General features: G+C 59.3%; 14 protein-coding genes and 6 tRNA genes. 18 read left to right on the top strand and 2 right to left on the bottom strand.

Annotated elements, in window-relative coordinates:
* Window positions 1–7: 7 nt before the first annotated feature.
* The gene (gene nagE, locus J9788_RS12550; RefSeq protein ID WP_046896776.1) at window positions 8–2,044 is read right to left on the bottom strand and encodes an N-acetylglucosamine-specific PTS transporter subunit IIBC; all 2,037 of its coding nucleotides are present in this window, start codon (window positions 2,042–2,044) and stop codon (window positions 8–10) included.
* Between the two features lie 334 nt (window positions 2,045–2,378).
* Here nagE and nagB point away from each other — a divergent pair, with 334 nt between their 5' ends.
* The 12 genes from nagB (at window position 2,379) to J9788_RS12610 (ending at window position 10,803) form a co-directional block, all read left to right on the top strand.
* Window positions 2,379–3,179: a glucosamine-6-phosphate deaminase gene (gene nagB, locus J9788_RS12555; RefSeq protein WP_004939952.1), complete on the top strand. Its 801-nt coding sequence runs from the start codon at window positions 2,379–2,381 to the stop codon at window positions 3,177–3,179.
* An 18-nt stretch (window positions 3,180–3,197) separates the two neighbouring features.
* Window positions 3,198–4,337: an N-acetylglucosamine-6-phosphate deacetylase gene (gene nagA / locus J9788_RS12560; protein WP_033642173.1), complete on the top strand. Its 1,140-nt coding sequence runs from the start codon at window positions 3,198–3,200 to the stop codon at window positions 4,335–4,337.
* Between the two features lie 27 nt (window positions 4,338–4,364).
* On the top strand, window positions 4,365–5,585 hold the full coding sequence (locus J9788_RS12565) for an N-acetylglucosamine repressor (RefSeq protein WP_019454064.1): 1,221 nt from the start codon (window positions 4,365–4,367) through the stop codon (window positions 5,583–5,585).
* A gap of 67 nt (window positions 5,586–5,652) precedes the next feature.
* Window positions 5,653–6,405, top strand: coding sequence for an HAD-IIA family hydrolase (locus J9788_RS12570; protein WP_004939957.1), 753 nt, complete (start codon window positions 5,653–5,655; stop codon window positions 6,403–6,405).
* 190 nt (window positions 6,406–6,595) lie between these two features.
* Window positions 6,596–8,038, top strand: a complete 1,443-nt coding sequence (locus J9788_RS12575; protein ID WP_046896774.1) for a glycosyl hydrolase family 18 protein — start codon at window positions 6,596–6,598, stop codon at window positions 8,036–8,038.
* A gap of 283 nt (window positions 8,039–8,321) precedes the next feature.
* Window positions 8,322–9,986 (top strand): asparagine synthase B, encoded by a 1,665-nt coding sequence (gene asnB, locus J9788_RS12580; protein WP_033642171.1) that lies wholly within the window; start codon window positions 8,322–8,324, stop codon window positions 9,984–9,986.
* A 218-nt stretch (window positions 9,987–10,204) separates the two neighbouring features.
* A tRNA-Met gene (locus tag J9788_RS12585) sits at window positions 10,205–10,281 on the top strand.
* 16 nt (window positions 10,282–10,297) lie between these two features.
* Window positions 10,298–10,382, top strand: a tRNA-Leu gene (locus tag J9788_RS12590).
* 30 nt (window positions 10,383–10,412) lie between these two features.
* Window positions 10,413–10,487, top strand: a tRNA-Gln gene (locus J9788_RS12595).
* 44 nt (window positions 10,488–10,531) lie between these two features.
* Window positions 10,532–10,606 (top strand) — tRNA-Gln (locus J9788_RS12600).
* 41 nt (window positions 10,607–10,647) lie between these two features.
* Window positions 10,648–10,724: transfer RNA gene (locus tag J9788_RS12605), tRNA-Met, on the top strand.
* A gap of 4 nt (window positions 10,725–10,728) precedes the next feature.
* Window positions 10,729–10,803, top strand: a tRNA-Gln gene (locus J9788_RS12610).
* An 88-nt stretch (window positions 10,804–10,891) separates the two neighbouring features.
* On the opposite strand, the gene ubiF is transcribed toward J9788_RS12610, so the two are convergent.
* Window positions 10,892–12,073 carry a 3-demethoxyubiquinol 3-hydroxylase gene (gene ubiF, locus J9788_RS12615; RefSeq protein WP_182264976.1) on the bottom strand — a complete coding sequence of 394 codons (1,182 nt, stop codon included), beginning with the start codon at window positions 12,071–12,073 and terminating at the stop codon, window positions 10,892–10,894.
* Window positions 12,074–12,270: 197 nt separating this feature from the next.
* On the opposite strand from ubiF, the gene miaB reads away from it, so the two are divergent.
* The 6 genes from miaB (at window position 12,271) to lnt (ending at window position 18,411) form a co-directional block, all read left to right on the top strand.
* Window positions 12,271–13,695 carry a tRNA (N6-isopentenyl adenosine(37)-C2)-methylthiotransferase MiaB gene (miaB, locus tag J9788_RS12620; RefSeq protein WP_033642169.1) on the top strand — a complete coding sequence of 475 codons (1,425 nt, stop codon included), beginning with the start codon at window positions 12,271–12,273 and terminating at the stop codon, window positions 13,693–13,695.
* A 120-nt stretch (window positions 13,696–13,815) separates the two neighbouring features.
* Complete coding sequence (locus J9788_RS12625; protein ID WP_004939967.1) at window positions 13,816–14,151, top strand: zinc ribbon domain-containing protein YjdM; 336 nt, start codon at window positions 13,816–13,818, stop codon at window positions 14,149–14,151.
* Window positions 14,152–14,409: 258 nt separating this feature from the next.
* Window positions 14,410–15,441 carry a PhoH family protein gene (locus J9788_RS12630; protein WP_170853105.1) on the top strand — a complete coding sequence of 344 codons (1,032 nt, stop codon included), beginning with the start codon at window positions 14,410–14,412 and terminating at the stop codon, window positions 15,439–15,441.
* Window positions 15,438–15,911, top strand: a complete 474-nt coding sequence (gene ybeY, locus J9788_RS12635; protein WP_004939970.1) for an rRNA maturation RNase YbeY — start codon at window positions 15,438–15,440, stop codon at window positions 15,909–15,911. The genes J9788_RS12630 and ybeY overlap by 4 nt, the downstream gene beginning before the upstream one ends.
* Window positions 15,912–15,995: 84 nt before the next feature.
* Window positions 15,996–16,874: a CNNM family magnesium/cobalt transport protein CorC gene (gene corC, locus J9788_RS12640; protein WP_004939973.1), complete on the top strand. Its 879-nt coding sequence runs from the start codon at window positions 15,996–15,998 to the stop codon at window positions 16,872–16,874.
* 7 nt (window positions 16,875–16,881) lie between these two features.
* Entirely contained in the window at window positions 16,882–18,411 is a 1,530-nt protein-coding gene (lnt, locus tag J9788_RS12645) for an apolipoprotein N-acyltransferase (RefSeq protein ID WP_182264977.1), read from the top strand.
* The last annotated feature ends 385 nt before the right edge of the window (window positions 18,412–18,796 follow it).

Genomic DNA, 18,796 nt, shown 5'->3' on the forward strand with positions numbered 1-18,796 from the left:
AACAGCCTTATTTCTGGATCTCGTACAGCTTGGTCTGACCGGCGACCACAGAGCCGCTGGCCAGCGCCGCCAGGCCGGCGTACTCGTCAGAGTTGCTGACTACCACCGGGCTGATCATCGAACGCGCATTGGCATTCAGGTAATCCAGATCCAGTTCCAGAATCGGTTGACCGGCTTTCACTTCCGCGCCCTCTTCCACCAGGCGTTTGAAGCCCTGGCCTTCCAGCGCGACGGTGTCGATCCCCATGTGCACCACGATCTCGGCGCCCTTGTCGGTTTCCAGGCAGAATGCGTGGTTGGTATTGAAGATTTTCACCACAGTGCCGTCAGCCGGCGCCACCACGATCTTGTCGGTCGGGCGAATCGCCAGGCCGTCGCCTACCGCCTTGCTGGCGAAAGCTTCATCCGGCACCTGTTCGAGCGCCACCACTTCGCCGGTCACCGGCGCCAGCAGCGTTTCAAACGCGGCTTTCGGCGCGTTCGGCACCGCCTGCGGTTTGGCTTCCGCGGCAGGCGCCGCCGCCGGGGCCGCCGCTGCCGCTACCGGGCCGGCTGCAATCACGTTGCGCATTGCGCTGGCGATAAGTTCGGCACGGGTGCCGACGATCACTTGCACGCTCTGCTTGTTCAGGCGGATAACGCCCGACGCGCCGAGGCGTTTCGCCAATGCGTCGTTCACCAGCGCGGAGTCTTTCACATTCAAACGCAGGCGGGTGATGCAGGCGTCGATGCCGGTCAGGTTGTCGGAACCGCCGATCGCACCGACGTAACGACGAGCCAGGGTGGTGGTTTCGTTCTCGTCTTTACCGGCGTTGCTGTCGACGTTGACGTCGTAGCCGTCGGTTTCGTCACCGGCAACCGCCAGCTCGCGGCCCGGGGTCATCAGGTTGAATTTATTGATGGTGAAGCGGAACACCACGTAGTAGATGACGAAGAACACCAGGCCTTGCGGGATCAGCATGTACCAGTGGGTCGCCAGCGGGTTGCGAGACGACAGCACCATATCCACCAGGCCGGCGCTGAAGCCGAAACCGGCGATCCAATGCATGCTGGCGGCGATGAACACCGAGATACCGGTCAGCACAGCGTGGATCACGTACAGCACCGGCGCCACGAACATGAAGGAGAATTCCAGCGGTTCGGTAATACCGGTAAAGAAGGCGGCGAAAGCGGCTGCCAGCATGATGCCCGCCACTTTGGCTTTGTTCTCAGGACGCGCGCAGTGGTAAATGGCCAGCGCCGCCCCCGGCAGACCGAACATCATGATCGGGAAGAAGCCCGCCTGATAACGGCCGGTGATGCCGACAACCGCTTTACCGGCTTCGATCGACTGCTGGCCGCCAAGGAAGTTAGGAATATCGTTGATGCCGGCCACGTCGAACCAGAACACCGAGTTCAGCGCGTGGTGCAGACCGACCGGGATCAGCAGGCGGTTGAAGAAGGCGTAGATGCCCGCGCCGACCGAGCCCATTTTCTGAATGTGTTCACCGAAGTTCACCAGACCGTTGAAGATCACCGGCCAAATGTACATCAGGATGAAAGCCACCAGGATCATCAGGAAGGAAATGAGGATCGGCACCAAACGGCGGCCGCTGAAGAACGACAGCGCCTTGGGCAGCTCGACGCCGCTGAAGCGGTTGTACACTTCGGCGGAGATGATGCCGACCAGAATACCGACGAACTGGTTCTGGATCTTGCCGAACGCGGCGGGCACCTGATCCAGCGGGATCTTCTGAATCATCGACACGGCGGCCGGGGAACAGAGGGTGGTCAGCACCAGGAAGCCGACGAAGCCGGTCAACGCGGCGGCGCCGTCCTTGTCTTTGGACATGCCGTAGGCCACGCCGATAGCGAACAGCACCGACATGTTGTCGATGATAGCGGAGCCGGATTTAATAAAGAAAGCGGCGAGCGCGTTGTCGCCGCCCCAACCAACAGGGTCAATCCAGTACCCGACGCCCATCAAGATGGCGGCGGCGGGCAGCGTGGCGACCGGCACCATCAGCGCCCGTCCCACCTTTTGCAAATAACTAAGAATGTTCACCTTTTCCCCCTATGTTGTCCGCGGACGGACCCTATTAGTAGTTTATTTGGAGCTCTCACTACCTTTTTAGAAACAGCGCTTGGCACGTATCACTCATGCCGAGTGTAAAAAATTTATTTTGTATCGCAAATTAAAACCTCCTTTTTTGTGATAAATATCACCAAAAAGTAGTCTTTACCTCCCAGATTGCTGGCCATCACACAAAACTTATTTTATCATTCAAAAAATCAACCGGACGGACGATTCACGCGAGAATCATAAAGCTGGGTTACGCTTACGACTCCCGCAGGCCCGTACAGTATAGCTTTAGTTTACTTATCCCAAGAGGTGTTAGATGAGACTTATCCCACTGAAAGATACCGCACAAGTCGGCAAATGGGCCGCGCGTCATATCGTTCAACGCATCAACGCATTCAAGCCAACCGCAGAGCGCCCGTTTGTGCTCGGCCTGCCCACCGGCGGCACGCCGCTGGAAGCCTACAAACATCTGATTGCGATGCACAAAGCAGGTGAAGTAAGCTTTAAGCATGTTGTGACTTTCAACATGGACGAGTACGTTGGCCTGCCGCAGGAACACCCGGAAAGCTATCACACCTTCATGTACCGCAACTTCTTTGATCACGTTGATATCCCTCGCGAAAATATCAACCTGCTGAACGGCAACGCCGCGGATGTCGACGCCGAGTGCCGCCAGTACGAAGAGAAGATCAAGTCTTACGGCAAAATTAACCTGTTCATGGGCGGCGTGGGCATCGACGGCCATATCGCGTTCAACGAGCCGGCTTCGTCCCTGGCTTCGCGCACCCGCATCAAAACGCTGACCGAAGACACCCGCATCGCCAACTCGCGCTTCTTCGGCGGCGACGTCAGCCTGGTGCCGAAATATGCGCTGACCGTCGGCGTGGGCACGCTGCTGGACGCGGAAGAAGTGATGATCCTGGTGACCGGCCACGCCAAGGCGCAGGCGCTGGAAGCCGCAGTGGAAGGCAATATCAACCACATGTGGACCATCAGCTGTCTGCAGCTGCACGCCAAAGCGGTAGTGGTGTGCGACGAACCGGCCACCATGGAGCTGAAAGTCAAAACTGTCAAATATTTCCGCGAGTTAGAAGCGGAAAGCGTTAAAAGTCTTTAATCTTTGCAGGGGGCTACGATGTTCGCTTTAACCCACGGCCGAATCTATACCGGCCACGACGTACTTGATGACCATGCAGTCATTATCGCTGATGGGCTGATCGAGAAAGTCTGCCCGGCGGCTGAATTGCCCGCCGGCATCGAAACGCGCGACCTGGGTGGCGCCATCCTGGCCCCCGGGCTTATCGACGTGCAGCTGAACGGCTGCGGCGGCGTACAGTTCAACGATTCGCTGGAAGCGATCTCGGAAGAAACACTGGAGATCATGCAGCGCGCCAACGAGAAATCCGGCTGCACCAGCTATCTGCCGACGCTGATCACCAGCAGCGACGAATTCATGAAGCACAGCGTCGACGTGATGCGCGCTTATCTGAAAAAGCACCAAAACCAGGCGTTGGGCCTGCACCTGGAAGGGCCATACCTCAGCCCGGTGAAAAAAGGCACCCACAATCCGGCGTTCATTCGCAAGCCAACCCAGGAAATGATCGATTACCTGTGCGCCAACGCCGACGTGATCACCAAGGTGACGCTGGCGCCGGAAATGGTTGAGCCGCACTTTATCAAGCAGTTGACCGAGGCCGGCATCGTGGTCTCCGCCGGCCACTCGAACGCCACCTACGATCAGGCTCGCACCGGTTTCGCCGCCGGCATCAGCTTCGCCACCCACCTGTACAACGCCATGCCTTATATCACCGGCCGCGAACCGGGGCTGATGGGGGCGATCTTCGATACGCCGGAGGTCTATACCGGCATCATCGCCGACGGCCATCACGTGGCCTGGGCGAGTATCCGTAACGCCAAACGCCTGAAAGGTGATAAATTGGTCCTGGTCACCGATGCCACCGCGCCGGCGGGCGCAGATATTGACCAATTTATTTTCGCCGGTAAAACAATATACTATCGGGATGGGCTGTGCGTGGATGAGAACGGCACCCTGAGCGGTTCCGCGCTGACCATGATCGAAGCGGTGCGAAACAGCGTCGAGCATATCGGCATCGCGCTGGACGAAGCGCTGCGCATGGCGACGCTGTATCCGGCGCGCGCCATCGGCGTCGATCACCGTCTGGGCACCCTCGAAGCCGGCAAGGTGGCTAACCTGACCGCCTTCACCCGTGATTTCAAGATCACCAAAACGCTCGTTAACGGTAACGAGGTTTAATTCAATGAACAGCGAGTAAAATTATTGATGAGCACTGGCGGACAAGCACAAATAGGGAACGTTGACTTAGTCAAACAACTTAACGGCGCGGCAGTTTACCGCCTGATCGACCAGCAGGGCCCGATCTCGCGCATTCAGATTGCCGAACTCAGCCAGCTCGCCCCCGCCAGCGTCACCAAAATTACTCGCCAGCTGCTGGAGCGCGGGCTGATCAAAGAAGTCGATCAGCAAGCCTCCACCGGCGGCCGCCGCGCGATCTCCATCGTGTCGGAAACCCGTCATTTCCATACCGTCGCGGTGCGTCTCGGCCGTCACGACGCCACTATCACCCTGTATGACATGAGCGGCAAGTCGCTCAGCGAAGAACACTATCCGCTGCCGGAACGCACTCAAGAAACGCTGGAGAATGCGCTGTTCGCCGCCATCGCCCAATTCATCGACGCTAACCAGCGCCGCCTGCGCGAGCTGATCGCCATCGCGGTGATCCTGCCCGGCCTGGTGGATCCGGCGCTGGGCGTGGTGCGCTACATGCCGCATATCAGCGTCAGCAATTGGGCGCTGGTGGACAACCTGCAGCAGCGCTTCAACGTCACCAGCTTCGTCGGCCACGACATCCGCAGCCTGGCGCTGGCGGAGCACTACTTCGGCGCCACCCGCGACTGCGAAGACTCGATTCTGGTGCGCCTGCACCGCGGCACCGGCGCCGGCATCATCGTCAACGGGCAGATTTTTCTCGGCAACAACGGCAACGTCGGCGAGATCGGCCATATCCAGATCGATCCGCTGGGGGAACGCTGCCACTGCGGCAACTTCGGCTGCCTGGAAACCGTGGCCGCCAACGCGGCGATCGAACAGCGCGTGCGCCAGTTGCTGAGCCAGGGCTACCCAAGCAAACTGACGCTGGAAGACTGCGGCATCAACGCCATCTGCAAGGCCGCCAACCGCGGCGATCTGCTGGCCAGCGAAGTGATCGAACACGTAGGCCGCTATCTGGGCAAGGCGGTGGCCATCGCCATCAACCTGTTCAATCCGCAGAAGGTGGTGATCGCCGGTGAGATCACCGAAGCGGACAAGGTGCTGCTGCCGGCGATCCAGAGCTGTATCAATACCCAGGTGCTGAAGGACTTCCGCAAAAATCTGCCGGTGGTGACCTCCGAACTCAATCATCGCTCGGCGATCGGCGCTTTCGCCCTGGCCAAACGCGCGATGCTCAACGGCGTGCTCTTGCAGCGATTGCTGGAAAGCTGATCCGCCGCTTCTGGCAGGCGTGTTATCGTCACCCTTCGCCTGCCGTAATCATGAGAAACAGCGACAAATGAAAATCAAAAACGTTATATGCGATATCGACGGCGTGCTGCTGCATGACAATACGCCGGTTCCCGGCGCCGATCTGTTCCTGGCGCGCATCCAGGAACAAGGCATGCCGCTGGTGGTGCTGACCAACTACCCATCACAGACCGCACAGGATCTGGCGAACCGCTTCGCCGCCGCCGGGCTGGAAGTGCCGGAGAGCGCGTTCTACACCTCGGCGATGGCCACCGCCGATTTCCTGCGCCGTCAGGAAGGCAAAAAAGCCTATGTGGTCGGCGAAGGCGCCTTGATCCATGAGCTGTACAAAGCCGGTTTCACCATCACCGACATCAACCCGGACTTCGTGATCGTCGGTGAAACCCGCTCTTACAACTGGGACATGATGCATAAAGCCGCCTACTTCGTGAGCAACGGCGCGCGCTTTATCGCCACCAACCCGGATAGTCACGGCCACGGCTTCTCGCCGGCCTGCGGCGCGCTGTGCGCCCCCATCGAGAAGATCACCGGCCGCAAGCCGTTTTACGTCGGCAAGCCCAGCCCGTGGATCATTCGCGCCGCACTGAACAAAATGCAGGCGCACTCGGAAGAGACGGTGATCGTTGGCGACAACCTGCGCACCGACATTCTGGCGGGCTTCCAGGCCGGCCTGGAAACCGTGCTGGTGCTGTCCGGCGTCTCCACGCTGAGCGACATCGAAACCATGCCGTTCCGCCCGAGCTACGTCTACCCTTCCGTCGCCGATATCACCATCTTCTGATGCGGCCATGGCGGCCGCCCGGCCGCCATTATTTCCTTCTCCCTCAGCGTCAGTTTGAATTTAATTCGTCCATGGCCATAAAAGGTTTCAGCCTGCCTGCGTTAAAAATCCTCATTATAACGTTACGCCCCGCCAATAGCTGATATTGCCGGCGAGCGGAAAACCCTTACCCCTAATTAATGAGGCTACCATGAGCACAAATAACACTATTAATGCCGTCGCCGCCGATGACGCGGCCATTATGCCGTCTATCGCCAATAAAAAGATCCTGATGGGTTTCTGGCACAACTGGGCCGCCGGCGCCAGTGACGGCTATCAGCAGGGCCAGTTCACCAATATGAACCTGACCGACATTCCCGCCGAGTACAACGTGGTGGCCGTCGCCTTTATGAAAGGCCAGGGCATCCCGACCTTCAAGCCTTACAACCTGTCCGACGCTGAGTTCCGCCGCCAGGTGGGCGTGCTGAACAGCCAGGGCCGCGCGGTGCTGATCTCCCTCGGCGGCGCAGACGCGCATATCGAGCTGAAAACCGGCGACGAAGACAAGCTGAAAGACGAGATTATTCGCCTGGTGGAAGTCTATGGCTTCGACGGCCTGGATATCGATCTGGAACAGGCGGCGATCGGCGCCGCCAATAATAAAACCGTCTTGCCAGCGGCGTTGAAAAAAGTAAAAGACCATTACGCCGCGCAGGGAAAAAACTTTATTATCAGCATGGCGCCGGAATTCCCGTATTTACGCACCAACGGCACCTACCTGGATTATATTAATGCCCTCGAAGGCTATTACGACTTTATCGCGCCGCAATATTATAACCAGGGCGGCGACGGTATTTGGGTGGATGAACTCAATGCCTGGATCACGCAGAATAACGACGCCCTGAAAGAGGACTTCCTCTACTACCTGACGGAAAGCCTGGTTACCGGCACCCGCGGCTATGCGAAGATCCCGGCGGCGAAATTCGTCATCGGCCTGCCGAGCAACAACGATGCCGCCGCCACCGGCTACGTGGTCAACAAACAGGCGGTGTATAACGCTTTCTCGCGTCTCGACGCCAAAAACCTGTCGATCAAGGGCCTGATGACCTGGTCAATCAACTGGGATAACGGCAAGAGCAAAGCCGGCGTCGCCTACAATTGGGAGTTCAAAACCCGCTATGCGCCGCTGATTCAGGGCGGCGTCACCCCACCGCCGGGAAAGCCTAATGCGCCGACGGCGCTGACGGTCGCAGAGCTGGGCGCCACCTCGCTGAAACTGAGCTGGGCCGCCGCCACCGGCGCCTCACCGATCGCCAGCTACACCGTCTACCGCGACGGCAACCCGATCGGCCAAACCGCCGGTCTGTCGCTGGCCGACAGCGGTCTGACGCCGGCAACCCAGTACAGCTACTTCGTTACCGCGACCGACACCCAGGGCAATACCTCCCTGCCGAGCAGCGCGCTGGCGGTCAAAACCGCCAATGACGGTACGCCGCCCGATCCGGGCGCGCCCGAGTGGCAGAACAACCACAGCTACAAAGCCGGCGACGTCGTGAGTTATAAAGGCAAGAAATACACCTGTATTCAGGCGCACACCTCCAATGCCGGCTGGACGCCGGATGCCGCGTTCACTCTCTGGCAGCTCATCGCCTAATCGCTAATCGATTGCCGGTCAAACTGGCCGGCAATCCCGCCATCACGCTAAAAATTGCATAATCGATAATTTTTCACGCCAATAACTGAAAATCCGTTAAAAACCTCAGCCACGCAAACAACTATTTCTCAGCGCATGGCTAAAACGCTTGCAACCTCTGCAGCTTTTGGCGCATTTTCATAACCACAGCGCAGCAAAACCGCGTTATCGCTGATAAATCGGCAATGCTGCCCATAACAGTAAAAACAACATCACAGTCATAAAAGCCCGTTAGGAGAGTTGTATGTGTTCTATTTTCGGTGTGCTCGATCTGAAGTCCGATCCCGTTGAACTGCGTAAGAAAGCGCTGGAGCTGTCACGTCTGATGCGCCACCGCGGCCCGGATTGGTCCGGCGTTTACGCCAGCGACAAAGCCATTCTGGCTCACGAACGCCTGTCGATCGTCGACGTCAACAACGGCGCTCAACCGCTGTACAACGCTGCGCACACCCACGTTCTGGCGGTCAACGGCGAAATTTACAACCACCAGGCGCTGCGCCAACAGTTGAGCGACCGCTATGCCTTCCAGACCGGCTCCGACTGTGAAGTGATCCTGGCGCTGTATCAGGAGAAAGGCCCGGAGTTCCTCGACGATCTGCAAGGCATGTTCGCCTTTGCCCTGTATGACACCGAAAAAGACGCCTACCTGATCGGCCGCGATCATCTGGGCATCATCCCGCTGTACATGGGCCATGACGAACACGGCAACCTGTACGTTGCCTCGGAAATGAAAGCGCTGGTGCCGGTGTGCCGCACCATCAAGGAATTCCCGGCCGGCAGCTACCTGTGGAGCCAGGACGGCCAGATCCGCGAATACTATCGCCGCGACTGGTTCGATTACGACAGCGTCAAGGACAACGTGACCGACGCCGCCGCCCTGCGCACCGCGCTGGAAGAGTCGGTGAAAAGCCACCTGATGTCCGACGTGCCTTACGGCGTGCTGCTGTCGGGCGGGCTGGATTCCTCGGTCATTTCGGCGATCACCAAGAAGTACGCCGCGCGCCGCGTGGAAGATCAGGAACGCAGCGAAGCCTGGTGGCCGCAGCTGCACTCCTTCGCCGTCGGGCTGGAAGGCTCGCCGGATCTGCGCGCCGCGCAGGAGGTGGCCAACCATCTGGGCACCGTGCACCATGAGATCCACTTCACCGTGCAGGAAGGGCTGGACGCCATCCGCGATGTGATTTACCACATCGAAACCTATGACGTCACCACCATTCGCGCCTCGACGCCGATGTACCTGATGTCGCGCAAAATCAAGGCGATGGGCATCAAGATGGTGCTTTCCGGCGAAGGCGCGGACGAAGTGTTCGGCGGCTACCTGTACTTCCATAAGGCGCCGGACGCCCGCGAATTCCACGAAGAGACCGTACGCAAACTGCTGGCGCTGCACATGTTCGACTGCGCGCGCGCCAACAAGGCGATGTCCGCCTGGGGCGTCGAAGCCCGCGTGCCGTTCCTGGACAAGAAATTCCTCGACGTGGCGATGCGCATCAACCCGAAAGATAAAATGTGCGGCAACGGCAAAATGGAAAAACACATCGTTCGCGAATGTTTCGAGTCCTATTTGCCGGCCAGCGTGGCCTGGCGCCAGAAAGAGCAGTTCTCCGACGGCGTCGGCTACAGCTGGATCGACACGCTAAAAGAGGTGGCTGCGCAGCAAATTAGCGATCAACAGCTCGAAACCGCGCGTTTCCGCTTCCCGTACAACACGCCGACCTCGAAAGAAGGCTACCTGTACCGCGAAATCTTCGAGGAGCTGTTCCCGCTGCCGAGCGCCGCCGAATGCGTGCCGGGCGGCCCATCCGTCGCCTGCTCGTCCGCCAAGGCCATCGAGTGGGATGAATCGTTCAAGAAGATGGACGATCCTTCCGGCCGCGCCGTCGGCGTGCACCAGGCCGCCTATAAATAATCGCGCGGCATTTTCCCCGGGGCGGGCCTTTTGGCCCGCCTTTTTGTTGCCTTTTCCGCCCGCCAACTGCCTGAATTGCCGATTTTATCGCCATAATGTTCACAACCCAGACAAACGGCGCTTCCGGGCGCTTTTTCGGGAAAAAACTTGTTGACGCAAATCGGTCATATACGCATAATGCGCCCCGCAACGCCGATGAAGGCAAAGCAAAAAAAGAGGGCTACGTAGCTCAGCTGGTTAGAGCACATCACTCATAATGATGGGGTCACAGGTTCGAATCCCGTCGTAGCCACCATCTATTTTTTGTATTTGCGGGAGTGGCGAAATTGGTAGACGCACCAGATTTAGGTTCTGGCGCCGCAAGGTGTGCGAGTTCAAGTCTCGCCTCCCGCACCATTTCTCTTCATCGTCGGCGCAGTATGTTGATGGGGTATCGCCAAGCGGTAAGGCACCGGTTTTTGATACCGGCATTCCCTGGTTCGAATCCAGGTACCCCAGCCATATTCTTTCGGGAATGGGGTTTCAACATAAGATTTGTTTGCAGGTGGGGTATCGCCAAGCGGTAAGGCACCGGTTTTTGATACCGGCATTCCCTGGTTCGAATCCAGGTACCCCAGCCATAACAAACTGCTTGCAAATCAAAGAAGTAAAAAGTAACATCGGCTACGTAGCTCAGCTGGTTAGAGCACATCACTCATAATGATGGGGTCACAGGTTCAAATCCCGTCGTAGCCACCATAATTGGGGTGTCGCCAAGCGGTAAGGCTCTGGTTTCTGATACCAGCATACCCAGGTTCGAATCCTGGCACCCCAGCCATATTTAGAAAAGCCCGCTTCGGCGGGCTTTTTGCTGTCTGCCGTTCAGCCAACCTTAAATAGGCCCAGCCACCGCTGAGCCCTGTCGGTTACAATCCCAAAGCGTACTTCAACGCATGCTCTTTCAGCTTGCCCGCCCGCTGCGCGGCCATCAGCGCCAGATTGCGCGCCACGGTCAGCGGCGCCAGGTTATTGCTGAAGGCGGTATAGAACAGATCCATGCCGCTCTGCATCAACAGATTGTCAGTACGGCGGCGGCTTTGATAGCGCAGCAGCACCGCCTCGCTGCTCCAGTCTTCTCCCTGCTCCCGCGCCTCGCTCAGCACGTTTAGCAAGGCATCCACATCGCGATACCCCAGATTGACGCCCTGCCCGGCCAGCGGGTTGATGGTATGCGCCGCATCGCCCAGCAGCGCCAGGCCCGGCAGCACGTAGCGCTGCGCATGGCGGCGCGTCAACGGGAACGATCCGGCGGCGTGCACCTTGACCGGGCCCAGTCGCGCCGGAAAAGCGGCGGCGATCTCACGCTCCAGCTGCGCCGGCGGCATCGCCTGCAGTTGGCGAATGCGCTGCGGGCTGTCATACCACACCAGCGACGCCCAGCTATCGTACAGCGGCAGGAAGGCGCGCGGCCCGGACGGGAAGAAGCGCTGCCAGGTCACATCCTGCTGCGGCGCGCCGGTATCGACGGTGATCAACATGCACGCCTGACGATACTGCCAGCCGTTGGTGCCGATCGCCGCCAGCTTGCGCACCTGCGAGTTGGCGCCGTCGGCGCCGACAACCAGCCGCGCCTGCAGCGTTTCGCCGCTGTCCAGCGTCAGTTGCCAGGCCTTGTCCGCCCGCTGCAGCGATTGCAGCCTGGCGGGGCACAGCAGCGTCAAATTGGCGCACTGTGCGAACTGCTGCCACAGCGCCAGCTGCAAAATGCGGTTTTCCACCATAAAGCCCAACTCCGGCAGCCCCAGCGATACCGCATCGAACGCCACGCGCGACGACGCCCATTCCCAGGTCTCCAGCCGGCGATACGGCGCCGTGCGCATCGCCGTCACGGCGGGCCAGGCGCCAAGCTGTTTCAGCAGCCCCACCGAGGTGCAGCCGATAGCGGAAATGCGCAGGTCCGGCGGGCTTTGCGCCTCGAACGCCTGCGGCGCCTGATGTTCCAGCAACGCCACCGACCAGCCCGCCTGCGCCAGGCCCAGAGCCGCCGCCGCGCCGACCATGCCGCCGCCCACCACCACCGCGTCATACCGATTTTGAGATGTCTTCATATTGGCTATGTTTTCTATGTGAATGCTCGCCATCCCACCCGACATGGCGTTTTGCGCAGTGTACCGGATTTTCGCTTCTGCTTCAGGTTACGTGCCATTTTCCCCCGCGCTGGTCACAACGGCGGCAAATGATTACAATACGCGCCCTGCATGTCGCGTAACGCAACTTTCGCTCCGCACTGAGTAATGGCAAGTCAATGACGAAAAAACTACATATCAAAACCTGGGGCTGCCAGATGAATGAGTACGATTCATCGAAAATGGCCGACCTGTTGAACAGCACGCACGGCTTCGAGTGGACCGACAACGCCGAGGAAGCGGACGTGCTGTTGCTGAACACCTGCTCGATCCGTGAAAAAGCGCAGGAAAAAGTTTTCGCCATGCTGGGGCGCTGGCGCTTGCTGAAAGAGAAGAACCCGTCTGTCATCATCGGCGTCGGCGGTTGCGTGGCCTCGCAAGAAGGCGAACTGATCCGCAGCCGCGCGCCTTGCGTCGACGTGGTATTCGGCCCGCAGACCCTGCACCGCCTGCCGGAAATGATCAACCACGTTCAGGGCACCCGCAGCCCGGTGGTCGATATCAGCTTCCCGGAGATCGAAAAGTTCGACCGCCTACCGGAGCCGCGCGCCGAAGGCCCGACCGCGTTCGTGTCGATCATGGAAGGCTGCAACAAATACTGCACTTTCTGCGTGGTGCCATACACCCGCGGCGAGGAAGTGAGCCGCCCGAGCGACGACGTGCTGTTCGAAATCGCCCAACTGGCGGCGCAGGGCGTGCGCGAAGTCAACCTGCTCGGCCAAAACGTTAACGCTTACCGCGGCGCCACGCATGACGGCGATATCTGCTCGTTCGCCGAACTGCTGCGCCTGGTGGCCGCCATCGACGGCATCGATCGCATTCGCTTCACCACCAGCCACCCTATCGAGTTCACCGACGACATCATCGCGGTGTACGAAGACACGCCGGAGCTGGTCAGCTTCCTGCATCTGCCGGTGCAGAGCGGTTCGGATCGCATCCTGACCATGATGAAACGCGCCCATACCGCGCTGGAGTATAAGGCGATTATCCGCAAGCTGCGCAAGGCGCGTCCGAACATCCAGCTCAGCTCCGACTTCATCGTCGGTTTCCCGGGCGAGAGCCAGGCCGACTTCGAACAGACCATGAACCTGATCGCCGACGTCAACTTCGACGTCAGCTTCAGCTTCATCTATTCGTCGCGCCCCGGTACGCCGGCGGCGGACATGGTTGACGACGTCAGCGAAGAAGAGAAAAAACAGCGGCTGTACATTCTGCAGGATCGCATCAACCAGCAGGCGCTGCAGTTCAGCCGCCGCATGCTCGGCACCGTCCAGCGCATTCTGGTAGAAGGCACCTCGCGCAGAAGCGTGATGGAGCTGGCCGGGCGCACGGAGTGCAACCGTGTGGTAAACTTCGAAGGCACGCCCGATATGATCGGCCAGTTTGTCGACGTGGAAATTACCGAGGTGCTGACCAACACCCTGCGTGGCGCAGTGGTGCGCACCGAACAGCAGATGGATCTGCGCGTACATGAATCCCCGCAGTCGGTGATCGCCCGTACCCGCAAAGAAAACGCGCTGGGCGTCGGCATTTACCAGCCCTGACGCCGCGGCGGCCCGCATTATCGCCGCCCGTTCGCGCTACTCCTTACCGTTTCTCCGCCGGGCGTCCACGCCCGGTGATGTTCTTTTTTTTATTTTTTATTGTTGAAGAGGCGACATAACATGCAACTCCCACACTGCCCGAAGTGCAACTCCGAATACACCTACCAGGACAATGCCTTGTTCATCTGCCCTGAGTGCGCCCACGAGTGGAGCGACAGCGCCCCGGCGGAAGATCAGGACGCGCTGATCGTCAAAGACGCCAACGGCAACCTGCTGGCGGACGGCGACGCGGTCACCGTGATCAAGGACCTGAAGGTTAAAGGCAGCTCCTCGATGCTGAAGATCGGCACCAAGGTGAAAAACATTCGTCTGGTGGAAGGCGATCACAACATCGACTGCAAAATCGACGGCTTCGGCCCGATGAAACTGAAATCCGAGTTCGTGAAAAAGAACTGATTCTCGGCGGCCTTGTCCTGTGATGACGCGGCGGGCTTTGCGCCCCGCCGCGTTTTTTCCTTATCTTCCCTTGAATTCCGCCGACGGCGCACAGATAGATCAGCGGTAAACTTGCGCCGTTGCGGCGCACCATGAATAATTCAAGAAAGAGAGTATTCAGGCTCGCCCTGAACGCGCGCGTCCCGGACGCGCTATGTGACATCAACCAGGCCCGATGTGACCTAGAGGAATAGTTTGAACGTCGCAACACAAGAAATTATGTTGGAGCCCGCAGACAACAAGCGTTTGCTCAGCCTGTGCGGCCCGTTTGATGACAACATCAAGCAACTCGAGCGCCGATTGGGCATCGAAATCAATCGTCGCGACAACCGCTTCAAGCTGGTCGGCAAAAACCTGTGCGTGGTCGCCGCCGCCGATATCCTGCGCCATCTGTACGTGGATACCGCGCCGATTCGCGGCGTGATCCCGGATATCGATCCGGAGCAAATCCATCTGGCTATCAAAGAGAGCCGGGTGCTGGAACAGGTGGCGGACAGCGTGCCGGATTACGGCAAGGCGGTCACCATCAAAACCAAGCGTGGCATGGTGAAACCGCGCACGCCTAACCAGGCGCAGTACATCGCCAACATTCTCGATCACGACATCACCTTCGGCATCGGCCCGGCCGGTACCGGCAAAACCTACCTGGCGGTCGCCGCCGCGGTGGATGCGCTGGAACGCCAGGAAATTCGCCGCATTCTGCTGACCCGTCCCGCGGTCGAAGCCGGCGAAAAGCTGGGCTTCCTGCCGGGCGATCTGAGCCAGAAGGTCGATCCTTATCTGCGCCCGCTGTACGACGCCCTGTTCGAAATGCTGGGCTTCGAGCGCGTGGAGAAGCTCATTGAGCGCAACGTGATCGAAGTCGCGCCGCTGGCCTATATGCGCGGCCGTACGCTGAACGACGCCTTTATCATTCTGGATGAGAGCCAGAACACCACCATCGAGCAGATGAAGATGTTCCTGACGCGCATCGGCTTCAACTCGAAGGCGGTCATCACCGGCGACGTCACCCAGATCGACCTGCCGCGCAACCAGAAATCCGGCCTGCGCCACGCGGTGGAAGTGCTGTCGGACGTGGAAGAACTGAGCTTCAACTTCTTCCACAGCGAAGACGTGGTGCGCCACCCGGTGGTGGCCCGCGTGGTCATCGCTTATGAGGCCTGGGAAGCGGCCGAACAGAAACGCAAAGACGCAATTGCCGAACAACGTAAGCGCGAGGCGCTCGCCGCCTCCGAGCAGGAGACACCATGAGTCAGGTGATTTTGGATCTTCAGATTGCCTGTGAAAGCAGCGATGGCCTGCCGGATGAAGCCACGTTCCAGCGCTGGCTGGAAGGCGTGCTGCCGCAATTTCAGGAAGAGGCGGAGGTCACCGTGCGTCTGGTGGACGAAGCGGAAAGCCACGAGCTGAACCTGACCTATCGCGGCAAAGACAAGCCGACCAACGTGCTCTCTTTCCCGTTCGAGGCCCCGCCTGGCATCGAGCTGCCGCTGCTCGGCGATCTGATCATCTGCCGCCAGGTGGTTGAACAGGAAGCGATTGAGCAAGGCAAGGCGCTGGAGGCCCACTGGGCGCATATGGTTGTCCACGGCAGCCTTCATCTGCTAGGGTATGACCACATCGAAGACGATGAAGCCGAAGAAATGGAGTCTTTGGAAACCGAAATCATGCACGGACTGGGCTATCCTGATCCGTACCTGGCGGAAAAAGACCCCGTCTGACGTCAGCCGTTTACCTTACAGCCCCTAACGGGGCTGTCGCTGACGCCCCTTAACTCTGACATGAGTGACAGTAACGAAAACGCCATGAGCGACGACCATTCACAAAGCAATGACAGCCCCAGTCCCAAGAAGGGGTTCTTTACTCTTATCCTTAACCAGCTGTTCCACGGCGAGCCCAAAAACCGTGGCGATCTGGTCGAGCTGATCCGTGATTCCGAACAAAACGACCTGATCGATCCTGATACCCGCGACATGCTGGAAGGCGTGATGGATATCGCCGAACAGCGCGTGCGCGACATCATGATCCCCCGCTCCCAGATGGTGACGCTCAAGCGCAACCAGACGCTGGAAGAGTGCCTGGACGTGATTATCGACTCCGCCCACTCGCGCTTCCCGGTGATCAGCGAAGACAAAGATCACATCGAAGGCATCCTGATGGCCAAGGATCTGCTGCCGTTCATGCGCGCAGACTCCGAGCCGTTCAGCATCGACAAAGTGCTGCGCACCGCGGTGGTGGTGCCGGAAAGCAAGCGCGTCGACCGGATGTTGAAAGAGTTCCGCTCCCAGCGCTATCACATGGCGATTGTCATTGACGAATTCGGCGGCGTGTCCGGCCTGGTCACCATCGAAGACATTCTGGAACTGATCGTCGGCGAGATCGAAGACGAATACGACGACGAAGACGATCTGGATATCCGCCAGCTCAGCCGCCACATGTACACCGTACGCGCGCTGGCGCCGATCGAAGACTTCAACGAAGCCTTCGGCACCCATTTCAGCGACGACGAGGTCGATACCATCGGCGGTTTGGTGATGCAGGCCTTCGGCCATCTGCCGGCGCGCGGGGAAACCATTGAAATCGAAGGTTACCTATTTAAAGTTGCCATGGCAGACAGTCGACGTATCATCCAGGTTCATGTAAAAATTCCGGACGACTCTCCACCACCGAAACTGGAAGATTAAATCCAACATGGCTAAAGCCTCATTACTTGAACGCCAGTGGGTTCGCGCCCTGCTGGCGCTGTTGTCAGGTGCCGGCGGGACGCTGGCGTTCTCGCCCTACGATTTCTGGCCCGCGGCCATCGTCTCCCTGTTCGGCCTGCTGGCCGTTACCCTCAATCGCACCACCAAACAGTCCGCCCTGCTCGGCTTTATCTGGGGCTTCGGGTTGTTCGGCAGCGGCATCAACTGGGTGTATGTCAGCATCGCCGATTTCGGCGGCATGCCGTTCGCCGTCAACGTCTTCCTGGTGGCGCTGCTCGCCGCTTACCTGTCGCTGTATACCGGGCTGTTCGCCGGGCTGCTGACCCGCCTGTGGCCGGCTACGCGCTGGTGGCGGCTGGCCATCGCCGCGCCGGCGCTGTGGCAGGTCACGGAATTCCTGCGCGGCTGGGTGCTGACCGGCTTCCCGTGGTTGCAGTTCGGCTACAGCCAGATTAACGGCCCGCTGAAAGGCATCGCGCCGCTGCTGGGCGTCGACGCCATCACCTTTGTGCTGATGGCCATCGCCGGCCTGCTGGTGTACGCCGTCAATCAGCGCCGCCTCTCGGCGGCGGTGATCGCCGCCGCGCTGCTGCTGTTGCCATGGCCGCTGCGCCAGCTGCAGTGGTTTACCCCGCAGACGGATAAAGCGGTGAATGTCGCCATGGTGCAAGGCAACATCGCTCAATCGATGAAATGGGATCCGAAAGCGCTGGTCAGCACGCTGCAAACCTATCTGGACGAAACCCGTCCCTACATGGGCAAGGCGCCGATCGTCATCTGGCCGGAATCCGCCATCCCGGATTATGAAGCCAATCAGAACGGCTTCCTGACGATGATGGACGACCTGATGCGGGCGAAGAACAGCAGCCTCATCACCGGCATCGTCGACGTGCGCGCCACGCCGCAGGGCCAGCAAATCTATAACAGCGCCATCGTGCTCGGTGAACCGACGCCGTACAGCTACCCTGCCAACGATCGCTACAACAAGCACCACCTGGTGCCGTTCGGCGAGTTTGTGCCGCTGGAGACACTGCTGCGGCCGCTGGCGCCGTTCTTCGACCTGCCGATGTCCTCCTTCAGCCGCGGCGACTACGTACAACCGCAGCTCAGCGTACGCGGCTACAACCTGACGGCGGCCATTTGCTACGAAATCGTGTTGGGCCAGCAGGTGCGCGATAACTTCCGCCCGGACACCAACTTCCTGCTGACCATCTCCAACGACGCCTGGTTCGGCCACTCCATCGGCCCATGGCAGCACTTCCAGATGGCGCGCATGCGGGCGCTGGAACTGGGCCGGCCGCTGCTGCGCAGCACCAACAACGGCGTCACCGCCGCGGTGGACGCGAACGGCGAGGTGATCGCCGAGATCCCGCAGTTCACTCGTCAGGTGCTTGAAGTGAAGGTCACACCGACCACCGGCGTCACGCCTTACGCGCGTTTCGGCGCCGCGCCGCTGTGGGTGATCACCCTGTTGCTGGGCGGTTGGGCGCTGATGTTGGGCCTGCGCCGCAAATAGTCCTGTTCGCCGGGGCGCGCCCGCCGCGCCCCGCGTTTCCGTAAACGTTCCCCCACCTCGGTCAGAAAACGTCGTTAAATCAACGCGGCTGGCACACTCCTTGCTTTATCTAAGGTGACATCGCACGTCGGTTAACTTTTGCTGACGTTTTGTCGCACCCGTGCACATTTTGGAGGCACCGAACGCACCATGCGGGTGCGTCGGGGTTTGGTTGCATTGATTTGGTGCGCGCGGCGTCTCAAAAAATGAAACATTTTAGTTTCAAGATATTCACAATCGGTTATTTTTTAACGGCTATCCGTTCTAAGACTATCTTTATAACCTGAGCAATAAATAGTCGATTTAAACCTGACGCTCTTTAGTCAGAGCCACCACAACAGCAAAG

It is taken from the genome of Serratia sp. X10 (assembly GCF_017811775.1).
Lineage (GTDB): Bacteria > Pseudomonadota > Gammaproteobacteria > Enterobacterales > Enterobacteriaceae > Serratia > Serratia ureilytica.